We start from the raw sequence: 12,022 nt of genomic DNA on the forward strand, positions 1-12,022 counted from the left end.
GCCGCCGCGGGCGTCCGACGGCGCGCCGCAGCACGCCGGGCGCGGTCCTCGCGGCCGGCGTGCGCGGTGCTCGGGTCAGCGCGTCGCGGCGCGGTGCCGGGCGAGCAGCAGCGCACCGGCGCCCACGACGAGCAGCGTCACGCCGCCGAGCACGTACGGGAGCGCGTCGGCACCGGTCGAGCTCAGCGTGCCGCCCGTCCCGGTCGGCGTGACCGCGAGCACCTCGGTCGCGATGACCGCCCCCGTGGCCGCGTCGACGGCGGTCAGCGTGTAGGTGCCGGCCTGCGCGAGCGTCACGGTGAACGTCACGGACCCGGCGGCGTCGGTCGTCTTGGTGAGCGACTTGGTGCCGGCGATCGTGATCGCGCTGTCCGGGACCGACGCCGGCGCCGTGATCGTGAGCGTCACAGGCGTGCTCGGCGTGTGCTGGATGGTGAAGCTGAACGACTGCCCGGGCGCGGGCGTCGGGTCGGACACGGTCGCGACCACGCTCGGCGCGCGGTAGCCGTCATCGCTCGGTGCTGCGGTCGCTGCGCTCCCTGCGGACAGGAGCAGGCCGCCCGCGACGAGCGCAGCGGCGATGTGACGTCGGACGAACATGTGAGCCCCCTCGGCTTCCCCCAGGCCGTCGGTGCCGCGCACGGACACGGCACCCGGTCCGACGGTACAACTGCCTCGGGCATCTGGAAACCGCTGGCGCGACCGACGTCACGGCTACCGTGACGAGGTGACGTCCTCCCCCGCCACCCGCCGCCGTGCCCTCGTGGCGGTGCTGGTCGTCTACCTGGCGGGCGTCGCGCGCCTCACCCTGTGGCCCGAGCCGGCACCGGACGCCACGTTCGGCCTCGTCAGGACCGTGCTCGCGTGGTTGCAGGAGCGCGGCCTCCCGGTGACGTACGCCGGGACGGAGGCCGTCGCGAACGTCGTGCTGTTCGTGCCGTTCGGCCTGCTGGTCGGCGTCCTGCTGAGGCGCGCGTGGTGGGCGGTCGCGCTGGGCGCGGCGACGTCGGCGGCGATCGAGCTCGCGCAGCGCGCGTTCCTCCCGTCGCGCGTCCCCACCGTCCAGGACGTCGTCATGAACACCCTGGGCGCGGCCCTCGGCGTCGCAGTGCTGCTCGTCGCCCGCCGCGTCGCGCGGAGACGGACGGGCCGGGCCCTCCCGGAGGAGGACCCGGCCCGCACCACCGGCTGAGCTGCGATCAGACGCCGAGGGCGTCCTTGATCGGGCCGAGCAGGAAGTACACGACGAACAGCACGGCGGCGCCCCACATGAGCGGGTGCACGACCTTCGCCTTGCCGAGCGCGACCTTGATGACGACGAACGCGATGACGCCCGCGCCCATGCCGACGGTGATCGAGTAGGCGAACGGCATGAGGACGATCGTGAGGAACGCGGGGATCGCGACCTCCCAGTTCTTCCAGTCGATGCCGCTGATCTGCATGACCATGAGGAAGCCGACGACGACCAGCGCCGGGGTGGCGGCCTCGAACGGGATGACGTCGACGAGCGGTGCGAGGAACGTCGCGAGCAGGAACGCGACACCGGTCGTGATCGCGGCGAGGCCCGTGCGGGCACCGTCGCCGACGCCCGCGGCGGACTCGATGTACGAGGTGTTGGACGAGACCGAGCCCGCACCACCGGCGGCCGCGGCGAGCGAGTCGACGACGAGGATCTGCTTGGTGCGCGGCGGGTTGCCGTCCTTGTCGAGCAGCCCGGCCTCGCCGCCGATGGCCACCATGGTGCCCATCGTGTCGAAGAAGTCGGCGAGCAGCAGCGAGAAGACCAGCAGGATCACCGCGACCGCGCCGATGCGCTCGAACGAGCCGAACAGCGAGAACTGGCCGAGCAGCGAGAAGTCGGGGGTCGCGACGACCTGGTCGGGGATCGCGGGGGTGTTGAGCTTCCAGCCGCCGGGGTTGCTGCCGTCGGGCTTCGCGGCGCCGACCTTCGTGATCGCCTCGACGACGATCGACAGGATCGTGGCGGTCGCGATGGCGATGAGGATCGCGCCCTTGACCTTGCGGACCATGAGCACGATCGCGGTGATGAGGCCGACCGAGAACACGAGCAGCGGCCACGAGCCGAGCGAGCCGGCGATGCCGAGCTCGACGGGCGTCGCGAGGCTCGACGGGATGCGCACGAAGCCGGAGTCGACGAGGCCGATGAACGCGATGAACAGGCCGATGCCGACGGAGATCGCGGTCTTGAGCTCGACGGGGACGGCGCGGAACACGGCCTCGCGGAAGCCGGTGAGGACCAGGACGAGGATGATGAGGCCCTCGAGCACGACGATGCCCATCGCGTCCGGCCAGGTCATGCCGGGCAGGAACGCGATCGAGTAGGTGACGACGGCGTTGAGGCCGAGGCCCGCGGCGAGCGCGAGCGGGAAGTTCGCGACGGCGCCCATGAGGATCGACATGACGCCCGCGACCAGGGCGGTGGTCGCCGCGACGGCGGCGAGGTTCGGGGCGTCGCCGCCGCCGAGGAACGCGCCGTTGCCGCCGTCCGACGGGACGGTGCCGATGATGAGCGGGTTGAGCACGATGATGTAGCTCATCGTGAAGAAGGTGACGAGACCGCCGCGGATCTCCGTGCCGATCGTCGAGCCGCGCTCGGTGATCTTGAAGTAGCGGTCGACCGCGTTGCGAGGTGGCGCCGGAGTCTCGTCCTGCGCGACGGGGGCGGAGGGGGAAGCCATGCGCAGATCGTAGGAGAACGATCGCGTCCGCATGGTGGTTCCCACCGTCCGCAACATGAACGTCACACAGTGACGAGCGCGACGCCCGCCCGGCGGTACCGGACGGCGCACCCCCGCCGGGCATCATGGTCGCCGTGACCGTCGACCCCGCCCCGCCCGTGCGCGTCCTCACCGTCTGCACCGGCAACATCTGCCGCTCCCCCGCCGTCGAGCGCCTGCTCGCCGCGGGCGCGGGCGGCGCGTTCCGGGGCGACGTGGCCGCCGGCGGGATCGAGGTCGGCTCGGCCGGCACGCGCGCGGTCGTCGGGTCCGCGATGAGCCCGCAGATGGCGGCGCTGGTCGCGGGCCGCGGGCTGGTCGCCGACCGGTTCGTCGCCCGGCAGCTCGACGCGGCCGCGGTCCGCGAGGCCGACGTCGTGCTCGCGCTCACACGCAGCCACCGGTCCGCGGTCGTCGAGCTCGTGCCCGCGGCCGTGCGCCGCACCTACACGCTGCGCGAGCTCGCGCGGCTGGCCCCGCTCGTCGACCCCGCGCAGCTCGACGCGGCCGGCGCGACACCCGCCGAGCGGCTGCGGGCGCTCGCCACCCTCGCCGCCGCGCAGCGCGGCCGCGTGCACGCGACGCCCGACGAGGACGACGTCGTCGACCCGATCGGCCAGTCGGACGCGCTCTACGCGCGCGTGTTCGACCAGATGGCGCAGGCCGTGGACGTGATCGTCGGCACCCTGCGCCGGTCGTAGGCTTCGCCCGTGCCGTCGCTCCTCGACCGACTGCTGCGCCCCGAGCGCACGCCGCCCCCGCCCGTGCAGGTGGACCTCGCGCACGTGCTCCTCGTCGGCACCGGCGTGTGGGTGGCCGGGCTCGTCGTCTGCGCGGTCCTCGGCTGGACCGGTGCGACCGACTGGGTCCCGACCGTGGTGTGCGCGACGGGCGTCGTCATCGGCCTGGGCGCGCTCGCGTGGGCCCGGAGGCGGCGACCGCAGCCGGGCACCGCCCCCGAGCGCTGACCGTCGTCACACGACGACCAGCGAGAACCCTCCGCGGCCGTACCCGGCGACGTCGACCTCGAGGTCGCAGCGCCGCATGAACGCCGGCACGTGCCGCGCGACGTCCGCGGGCAGCGGGTGACCCGGCTCGTAGACGACGTCGAGGCGGACGTGCGGCGCCCCCTCCGCGTTGAGCAGCGAGCCCAGCACGTTGAGGATCTCGCTCGCGTTCTCGAGCAGGCCCGCGGGCAGCCCACCGTGGTTCACGGCCTGCTGCGCCATCTTCACCGGGACCAGCCCGAGCGCCCCGCCGAGGTACGCGGCGGCGGGGACGTCGAGCAGGATCAGCGCGGCGACCTGCTGCGTGTCGTCGAGGTACACGCCGACCAGGCACCCGTCACCCTTCGCCGGGTCCTGGCTCGTCGCGCCCGTGAGCACGTCGACCTCGCGGCCGACGAGGTTCTCGAGCAGGTCGCGGACCTCGACGGCACCGGCCAGCGGGGTCTGCGCGCTCATGCCAGCACCGGCTCGATGACCTCGCGGAACGACTCCGCGGTGAACGGCTTCGCGATGAGGAACAGCGCGCCGGCGGCGTCCGCGGTGGCCCGCATCTCGGGCGAGCCTTCGGACGTGACGAACCCGAACGGCGTCTCGAAGCCCTCGGCGCGCAGCGCCTCCAGCAGCTCGATGCCGGACACGTTCGGCATGTTCCAGTCCGACAGGACGACGTCGGGCTCGTCGGCACGGACGGCCGCGAGGGCTTCCGCACCGTCGGACGCCTCGCGCACGTCCCAGTCGTAACCCGCCTGCCGGAGCGTGCGGATCACGATCTGGCGCATGACGCGGCTGTCGTCGACGACGAGGACGCGGATCATGATCGGTTCCTTCCTTCGGTGCGGCGCCGCGGGACGGTCGGCGCGGCGGTCGTGCCAGGGACGGTGGGGACGGGGCTCACTGCCCGCCCCCGGTGAGGAGCACCCAGAGCTCCACGACGATCGGGCGGCCGCGCCACGACAGCGCGAGCTCCTGCACGCGGAGCGCGCCCTCGAGCAGCGGCACGGTGTCGGCGACGGCGGGAAGGCCGAGCTTGGCGGCGTCGGGCATGAGCGCCTTGATGTTGCCACCCACGACGTTGGCGAGCTCGCCGAACGCGTCGACGAGGTCCTCGTGCGAGACCTCCTCGTCGGCCGGCAGGCCGAGCAGCGCGCGGGCCAGGTCGTGCGCCGTCGCGGTCGCGGTCGTCAGGACGGCACGTCCGCTCAGCTCGCCGAACAGGTCGACCCACGCGTGCACGGGCTCCTCGACGGCGGGCGTCTCGCCCTCCCAGGCGTTCAGGTGCCCGTCCTCGCCGTCGATCATCGACGCGAACACGTCACGGGCGATGAGCAGGACCTGGTCGGTCGCGACGTCGGTGCTCATGCGGTCTCCTCCACGGGGACGAGGCCGAGCAGGTCGAGCTTCGCCCGCAGCTCCTCGGCGGTGAACGGCTTGATCAGGTACTCGTGCGCGCCTGCCGCGAGCGCGCGCACGATCTGGGACTGCTCGGCCTCGGTCGTGACCATCATGAGCGTCACGCCGCGCCACTCACGGTTCTTGCGGACGTGCGTGACCAGCTCGAGCCCGTCCATGACGGGCATGTTCCAGTCGACGGTGACGAGGTCCACGGCACCCTCCTGCTGGAGGGCGTCGAGGGCCTCCTGGCCGTCGGCGGCCTGGGTCGTCGAGAACCCGAGCCCTTCCAGGACGTTCGCGACGATGCGGCGCATCGTCCGCGAGTCGTCGACCACGAGTGCTCTCATCGGCTCTCTCCTCGGACGCTGTCGGACAGCGGGACGGCGGCGACGCGCGCGGACGGCACGACACCGAGGGGGGCTATCGGCGCGGGCGCGAACGACCGCAGGGTGGGCGTGAGCAGGCTGGGGACGGCGGCGGCCCGGTAGACCGCGCCGCGCTCGACCGGGACCCGCTCCCAGCCGTCGTCGAGGCCGATCGTCGTCTCGGCGGCACCCAGGACGAGGAACCCGCCCGGGCGCATCGCCGCGAGGACGCGGTCGAGCACGGCCTGCTTGACGGGCAGGTCGAAGTAGATGAGGACGTTGCGCAGGAACACCACGTCGAAGCCCCCGCCGAACGGCGGCGCGTCGAGCAGGTTGTGCCGCAGGAACGTCACCTGCCGGCGCAGGTGGTCCCGCACGCGCCAGCCGGTGCCGTCGGCCTCGAAGTGCCGCACGAGCATCGGGGTCGGCAGGCCGCGGTTGGTCTCGAGCCGCGAGTACACGCCCTGCGACGCCCGGTCGAGCACGGTCGCGTTGATGTCGGTCGCGACGATCTCGACGGCCGTGTCCGGCACGGCGTCGGCGAGCGTCATCGCGATCGAGTACGGCTCCTGCCCGGTCGAGCAGGCGGCCGACCACACCCGCAGCCGCGGCAGCGTGCCGTCCGCGCCGCGCAGCGCGGGCACGACGTGCTCGGCGAGCGCGCGGAACGGTGCGCCGTCGCGGAAGAACGACGTCTCGTTGGTCGTGAGCGCGTCGACGACCGCGCGGACGTCCGCCTCGCGCTCGCCCGTGCGCAGCTCGCGCACGTAGGTGTCGACCCGGGTGTGACCGGCCCGCTGCGCGAGCGGCTGGAGCCGGGACTCCACGAGGTACTCCTTGCCCGCGTCGAGGTTGATGCCGGCGCGTCGTGCCACCAGCTCCGCGACGTAGGCGAAGGCGTCGGGGGCGAGGCTCATCGGTGCGCTCCGGTGGTGTCGGCGGTGGCGTGGGTGAGGACGTCCTCCACGGCCGCGGGGATCTGGTCGACGGGCAGCACGCGGTGCGCGAGCCCGGCGGTGGCGACGGCTCCGGGCATGCCCCAGACGACGCTCGACGGCTGGTCCTGCACGAGGACGGTCCCGCCCGCGCCGACGACGTCGACGCAGCCCTGGCGACCGTCGACGCCCATGCCGGTGAGGACCACGCCGAGCAGCTCGCCGCGCACGGAGCGCACGGCGGAGCGGAACAGGACGTCGGCCGCGGGCCGGCAGAAGTTGATCGGCGGCGAGTCGTCGAGCGCGGTGCGCAGCATCCCGGTGCGGGTGTCGACGCCGAGGTGCCGGTCGCCGGGTGCGATGTACACGTGCCCGGGCTCGAGCGGCTCGTCGTCGCCGGCCTCCACGACCGTCGCGGGGCCGACGCGGTCGAGCCGCGCCGCGAGCTGCCGCGTGAACACGGGCGGCATGTGCTGCACGACGAGGACGGGCACGGGCGGCGGCACGGTGAGCCCGCGCAGCACGCGGGTGAGGGCGTCGGGTCCGCCGGTCGAGGCGGCCACGACGACGAGCTGCACGGGGTGCGCCGGCGGCATCGGCCGCGTGACCGGCTCGGCACCGGGCGCGGGCGGCGCGACGTGCTCGACGACGGTCGCGACGGGCGCCGCGTGCACGGGCCGCGCGGGCACGTCGACGACGTCCTCGGTGCGCGGGACGAGCGCGACGATCCGCGGGATCAGGTCGTGCGCGACCCGGGCGAGCGCCTCGTGCACGGACGCGGTGCCCGTGGGCTTCGTGACGTAGTCGGTCGCGCCCGCGGCGAGCGCGTCGAGCGTGGCCGTCGCGCCGCGTTCGGTGAGCGTCGAGAACATGATGATCGGCATGCGGTCGCCCCGCGCCCGCAGCGCCGCGACCGTCTCGATGCCGTCCATCTCCGGCATCTCGACGTCCATCGTCACGAGGTCGGGCTGGAGCTGCTCGACCTTCGCGAGCGCGAGCCGGCCGTTCGCCGCGATGCCGACGACCTCGATGCGCCGGTCCTGCCCGAGCACGTCGCTCACGATGCGCCGCACGACGACCGAGTCGTCGACGACGAGCACCCGGATCCGGCTCACGCGGCGCCGCCGAGCTGCGCCTCGACGCTCGTCACGACGTCGGCCTCGTACGGGACAACGACCACGCCGCGCAGGCGGGCCTGCTGGAGGACGTCGTCGAGCGTGCCCTCGGCCACCGCGACCGCCACGACCGCGTCGGCGCCGCCGTCGACGAGCAGGCGGACCTGCGCGACCTGCGTCGCCGAGTCGGGCGCGTAGTGCACGCGCACGCCGTACCCGAGCTGCGCGAGGCGCTGGACGAGCACGTCGCCCTCGACGGCCCAGCCGGTCGCCGGCAGCGTCACGCCGACGAGGCGCGTCGACTGCCACCGGGCGAGCGCGTCGCCGCTGACCTCGCCGCCACCTGTCTGGTGGGCGAACGCGGCCGCCACGGCGAGCGCCATGACCGACGCCGCCCATGCCTTGCGTCGCGACATCCCTGTCTCCTTCGTGCCGGCGGGCCGTCCCTGGCCCGGCGGTGGTGCACCTTCGGTCAGAAGGTGAACATCGACACCCGCTCGCGCAGGTCGGCGGACATGCGGGCCAGCTCGGTGACGGACCCGCCCATCTGGCTGAGCACCTCCGAGCTCGTGGCGGCGGACGTGGCGACACCGGTGATGTTCGCGGCGATCTCGCCGGAGCCGGTGGCGGCCTCGGCCACACCGCGGGACATCTCGTTGGTCGTCGCGGTCTGCTCCTCGACGGCCGACGCGATGGTCAGCTGGTAGTCGTTGATCGACGCGATGATCGTGCCGATCTCGCCGATCGCGGCGACGGCACCCGTGGTGTCGGCCTGGATCGCCTCGACGCGGCGCGCGATGTCCTCCGTCGCCTTGGCCGTCTCGGACGCGAGCTCCTTGACCTCGCCCGCGACGACGGCGAAGCCCTTGCCGGCCTCCCCGGCACGCGCGGCCTCGATGGTCGCGTTGAGCGCGAGCAGGTTCGTCTGCTCGGCGATCGACGTGATGAGCTTGACGACCTTGCCGATCTCCTGGCTCGACGAGCCGAGGCGGGACACCGAGTCGTTCGCGCTCGCCGCGGCGCCCGTGGCGGCCTGCGCCACCTTGGTCGCCTCGGTCGCGTTCTGCGCGATCTCCCGGATCGACGCGCCCATCTGCTCGGCACCGGCGGCGACGGCCTGCACGTTGCGCGACACCTGCGCGGCCGCGGCCGCGACGACGCCCGCCTGCGCGCTGGTCTCGTCCGACCCGGCGGCGACCTGGCTCGACGACGCGGAGAGCTGCTCGGCCGCGACGGCGACCTCGTCCGCCGTGTGCTTGACCTCGGTGAGCGTCTCGCGGACGCCGGCCTGCGCACGGCCGAGGGCCTCGCGCATCTGCCCCATCTCGTCGCGCGACGTGCCCGGGACGGTCCGCGTGAAGTCGCCGACGGCCATGCCGTTGAGCGCGCGGCACATGTCCCACACGCTCTTGCGGATGCCCGACGCCGTCTTGAAGCCGAGGAACATCGAGATCGCGAGGCCCGCGAACAGGCTGATGCCGAGGATGTAGCCGGCCATGTCGACGCGGTCCTGCGCGGCCTCCGCGGTCGCGGTGACCTCCGCCGCCATCGTCTTCTCGACCTCGTCGAACTTCAGCGCGAAGTCGTCGATCGCGGGCTGGCTCACGGTGTCGGAGATCGACGAGTACGCGTCGGCGTCGTCCGCGAGCGCAGCGGGGACGACCTTCTCGTCCCGCAGCACGACCCACTTCTGGTACGACTCGACGAAGCCCGGCCAGGCCGCGTTGCCGTCGGCGCCGCTCGAGTTCGCGAACGCCTCGATGGCCTCGGCCATGTCCATGTCGTTGCGCCGCTGCAGCTCGACCCAGCCCTTGCGGATCACCGGGTTCTTCACCGCGGCGATCTGGGCGACGATGAGGCGCGCGTTGTGCTGGCCGTCGTCGACCGAGCGCGACAGCGCGGCCACCTCGGTGGCGACCACGTCGACGTCCCGCAGGTCCTGGGCGGCACGCTGGAGGGCGACGTAGGCGAAGGCGCCCGAGCCCAGGGCGACGAACGCCACGAGGCCGAGCAGCAGCATCATCTTCGTCTGGATGCCCAGGTTGCCCAGGCTCATGCGCCGGCGCGGGCCGCCGTCGCGGGAGGTCTTGCTCATCGGTGCTCCTTGTCAGGGCGTCGTCGCCGTCGTCCGTCCAGATCGGCCGGGTCGGCAGTGCTGTGAGGGGTCGGGGCGACATCCCCCCGCACGGCTCAGGCCGCGGAGGCCGCCTCGTCGACGTCGAGGACGAGCAGCAGCCGGTCCTCGAGCGTGCAGGCCGACCGGATGAGCGGCCGCAGGTCCGGGTCGAGCGTCTCCGGGGGCACGCCGACGTCGTCGACGGGCACGTCGAGGACGTCGCCGATCTCGTCGACGAGCAGGCTCACCGGCTCGCCGTCGACCTGGACGACGACCATCATCGGCTCGGCGTCCTGCGCGAGCGCCGGCAGGCCGAGCCGCGGCCGCAGGTCGACCGTGACGACGACCTGGCCGCGCAGGTTGACGACGCCCGCGATCCCGGGCGGCGCGAGCGGGACCCGCGTGCGGGCGTGCGCGCGCAGCGCCTCCTGCACGCGGAGCACGTCGACGCCGTAGAGGTCGTCGCCGATCGTGAACGTGACGTAGCGGTTCACGCGGCACCCTCCAGCAGGTCGTCGGACTCGAAGTCGTGGTCGGCGGCGAGCAGCGCGGCGGGCAGGTCGAGCAGCTCGGTCACGCGGCCGTGCACGACGGTCGAGCCGATCAACCCGGCAGCGTCGATGTCGGAGTGCTCGGCGTGGTCCTCGACGATGTCGACGATGTCCTCGACGACCAGCGCGGCGCTGCGCGACCCGCGCTCGTAGACGACGAGCAGCAGCTCGTCGCGGTCCTCGGGCGTCGCACCGACCAGGCTGTCGACGCGCGCGAGCGGCAGGATCGAGCCGCGGTACTGCACGACCTCGCGGTCACCGACCGTCTCGACCTCGTCGGACCGGACGTGCTCGAGGCGCGCGACGCCCGCGAGCGGCATCGCGACCAGCCGGCCCTCGCCGATGCGGGCGACCAGCAGCTGCTCGGTCTCGTGCGTCTCCTCGACCACCGTCGACGCGTGCCCGACCGACGCGTGCTCGTGCTCGCGCGGCATGGCCTCACGGGCGATCGACTGCATGTCGAGGATGAGCGCGACGCGCCCGTCCCCGAGCACCGTCGTGCCCGCGTAGGTGCTCACGGACTTCAGCTGCGCCGCGAGCGGCGTCACGACGATCTCCTCGGTCGCGAGCACGCGGTCGACGAGCAGGCCGAAGCGGTTGTCGTCCGCCTGCACGACGACGATCACCCCGGGCCGCGACCCGGCGAGCTCGCCGTCGGACAGGCCGAGCACGTCGTGCAGCGGCACGAGCGGCAGCAGCTCGCCGCGCAGCCGGTAGACGGGTGCCTCGTGCACGTGCTCGACGGCCTGCTCCGCGCGCTCGTCGAGCGCGACCAGCTCGAGCACGTGGACCTGCGGCACCGCGTACACGTCGCCGTCGCACTCGACGGACAGCGACGGCATGATCGCGAGCGTCAGCGGGATCCGCAGGCGCCACGACGTCCCGACGCCGACGGTGGACTCGACGTCGACGGTGCCGCCCACCGCCTCGATGCGCGTGCGCACGACGTCCATCCCGACGCCACGGCCGGACACGTTCGTGACCGCCGCAGCCGTCGAGAAGCCCGGCAGGAACAGCAGGCCCAGCATCTCCGCCTGGCCGAGCGACGCGACCTGCTCGGGCGTGCGCAGGCCCTTGCGGACCGCCGACTCGGCGACCTTCTGCGGGTCGATGCCGCGGCCGTCGTCGCGGACCTCGACGACGACCTGACCGCCCGCGTGGAAGGCGCGCAGCTCGAGCGTGCCGTGCGACGGCTTGCCCGCGGCGACGCGCTCGGCCGGCGGCTCGATGCCGTGGTCGACCGCGTTGCGCACGAGGTGCGTCAGCGGGTCCTTGACGGCCTCCAGCAGGCTGCGGTCGAGCTCCGTGTCGCCGCCGACGAGCTCGAGGCGCACCTCGCGCCCGCACGTCGCGGCGAGGTCGCGCACGACGCGCGGCATCTTCGCCCAGACGTTCTCGATGGGCTGCATGCGCGTGCGCATGACGCCGTCCTGCAGCTCGGACGCGATGAGGTTGAGCTGCTGCGCCGACCGCGTGAGGTCGACGTCCTGCGACTCGGCGGCGAGGCGCGTGAGCCGGTTGCGGACCAGCACGAGCTCGCCGACCTGCCGCATGAGGCGGTCGAGCAGCTCGACGTCGATGCGCACCGACGACTCGCTCGCGCCGCGCAGCGTGCCGACCTCCTCGAGCGGCGCCGCCGCGGGGGCCATCGTCGGCTGGTACTCGTGCCCGCTCGACAGGTCGGCGAGCGCCGCGGCGGCGAGCGCCTGCACGGCGGCCGCCTCGAGCGCCTCGTCGGCGGCGCGCTGGGCGGCGGGGTCGAGGTGCGGGCTGGGCAGCACCGGAGCGGGTGCGGCGCCGGGC

At 73.6% G+C, this 12,022-nt stretch carries 15 protein-coding genes; 3 read left to right on the plus strand and 12 right to left on the minus strand.

Annotated elements, in window-relative coordinates; all coding sequences use genetic code 11:
* Positions 1-75: 75 nt before the first annotated feature.
* The gene (locus tag CTKZ_RS07640; RefSeq protein WP_124342390.1) at positions 76-600 is read right to left on the minus strand and encodes a peptidase; all 525 of its coding nucleotides are present in this window, start codon (positions 598-600) and stop codon (positions 76-78) included.
* Between the two features lie 127 nt (positions 601-727).
* Here CTKZ_RS07640 and CTKZ_RS07645 point away from each other — a divergent pair, with 127 nt between their 5' ends.
* Positions 728-1,192, plus strand: a complete 465-nt coding sequence (locus CTKZ_RS07645; RefSeq protein WP_124342391.1) for a VanZ family protein — start codon at positions 728-730, stop codon at positions 1,190-1,192.
* Between the two features lie 7 nt (positions 1,193-1,199).
* Here CTKZ_RS07645 and CTKZ_RS07650 read toward each other — a convergent pair whose 3' ends face one another.
* Positions 1,200-2,699 carry an NCS2 family permease gene (locus CTKZ_RS07650; RefSeq protein WP_124342392.1) on the minus strand — a complete coding sequence of 500 codons (1,500 nt, stop codon included), beginning with the start codon at positions 2,697-2,699 and terminating at the stop codon, positions 1,200-1,202.
* 134 nt (positions 2,700-2,833) lie between these two features.
* Here CTKZ_RS07650 and CTKZ_RS07655 point away from each other — a divergent pair, with 134 nt between their 5' ends.
* Together CTKZ_RS07655 and CTKZ_RS07660 are read left to right on the plus strand one after the other, a co-directional pair.
* Positions 2,834-3,439 (plus strand): arsenate reductase/protein-tyrosine-phosphatase family protein, encoded by a 606-nt coding sequence (locus CTKZ_RS07655; RefSeq protein ID WP_235843391.1) that lies wholly within the window; start codon positions 2,834-2,836, stop codon positions 3,437-3,439.
* A 9-nt stretch (positions 3,440-3,448) separates the two neighbouring features.
* Positions 3,449-3,706: a DUF2530 domain-containing protein gene (locus CTKZ_RS07660; RefSeq protein ID WP_124342394.1), complete on the plus strand. Its 258-nt coding sequence runs from the start codon at positions 3,449-3,451 to the stop codon at positions 3,704-3,706.
* 6 nt (positions 3,707-3,712) lie between these two features.
* On the opposite strand, the gene CTKZ_RS07665 is transcribed toward CTKZ_RS07660, so the two are convergent.
* From CTKZ_RS07665 to CTKZ_RS07710, 10 genes are all read right to left on the minus strand, one after another.
* Positions 3,713-4,201 carry a hypothetical protein gene (locus CTKZ_RS07665; protein WP_124342395.1) on the minus strand — a complete coding sequence of 163 codons (489 nt, stop codon included), beginning with the start codon at positions 4,199-4,201 and terminating at the stop codon, positions 3,713-3,715.
* Positions 4,198-4,560, minus strand: a complete 363-nt coding sequence (locus CTKZ_RS07670; protein ID WP_124342396.1) for a response regulator — start codon at positions 4,558-4,560, stop codon at positions 4,198-4,200. Before CTKZ_RS07670 ends, CTKZ_RS07665 begins: the two co-directional genes overlap by 4 nt.
* Before the next feature lie 76 nt (positions 4,561-4,636).
* Positions 4,637-5,104 carry a chemotaxis protein CheX gene (locus CTKZ_RS07675; protein ID WP_124342397.1) on the minus strand — a complete coding sequence of 156 codons (468 nt, stop codon included), beginning with the start codon at positions 5,102-5,104 and terminating at the stop codon, positions 4,637-4,639.
* Positions 5,101-5,484: a response regulator gene (locus CTKZ_RS07680; protein WP_124342398.1), complete on the minus strand. Its 384-nt coding sequence runs from the start codon at positions 5,482-5,484 to the stop codon at positions 5,101-5,103. Before CTKZ_RS07680 ends, CTKZ_RS07675 begins: the two co-directional genes overlap by 4 nt.
* Positions 5,481-6,419 (minus strand): CheR family methyltransferase, encoded by a 939-nt coding sequence (locus CTKZ_RS07685; RefSeq protein WP_124342399.1) that lies wholly within the window; start codon positions 6,417-6,419, stop codon positions 5,481-5,483. Before CTKZ_RS07685 ends, CTKZ_RS07680 begins: the two co-directional genes overlap by 4 nt.
* The gene (cheB, locus tag CTKZ_RS07690) at positions 6,416-7,552 is read right to left on the minus strand and encodes a chemotaxis-specific protein-glutamate methyltransferase CheB (protein WP_124342400.1); all 1,137 of its coding nucleotides are present in this window, start codon (positions 7,550-7,552) and stop codon (positions 6,416-6,418) included. The genes CTKZ_RS07685 and cheB overlap by 4 nt, the downstream gene beginning before the upstream one ends.
* Positions 7,549-7,968: a type 1 periplasmic-binding domain-containing protein gene (locus tag CTKZ_RS07695; RefSeq protein ID WP_124342401.1), complete on the minus strand. Its 420-nt coding sequence runs from the start codon at positions 7,966-7,968 to the stop codon at positions 7,549-7,551. Before CTKZ_RS07695 ends, cheB begins: the two co-directional genes overlap by 4 nt.
* Before the next feature lie 56 nt (positions 7,969-8,024).
* Positions 8,025-9,647: a methyl-accepting chemotaxis protein gene (locus CTKZ_RS07700; protein WP_124342402.1), complete on the minus strand. Its 1,623-nt coding sequence runs from the start codon at positions 9,645-9,647 to the stop codon at positions 8,025-8,027.
* 95 nt (positions 9,648-9,742) lie between these two features.
* Positions 9,743-10,162, minus strand: a complete 420-nt coding sequence (locus tag CTKZ_RS07705; protein WP_124342403.1) for a chemotaxis protein CheW — start codon at positions 10,160-10,162, stop codon at positions 9,743-9,745.
* The coding region (locus CTKZ_RS07710) for a chemotaxis protein CheA (RefSeq protein WP_148090469.1) at positions 10,159-12,022 on the minus strand (1,864 nt) is incomplete at its 5' end. The genes CTKZ_RS07710 and CTKZ_RS07705, both read right to left, overlap by 4 nt.

Source organism: Cellulomonas algicola (genome assembly GCF_003851725.1).
Taxonomy (GTDB): domain Bacteria; phylum Actinomycetota; class Actinomycetes; order Actinomycetales; family Cellulomonadaceae; genus Cellulomonas; species Cellulomonas algicola.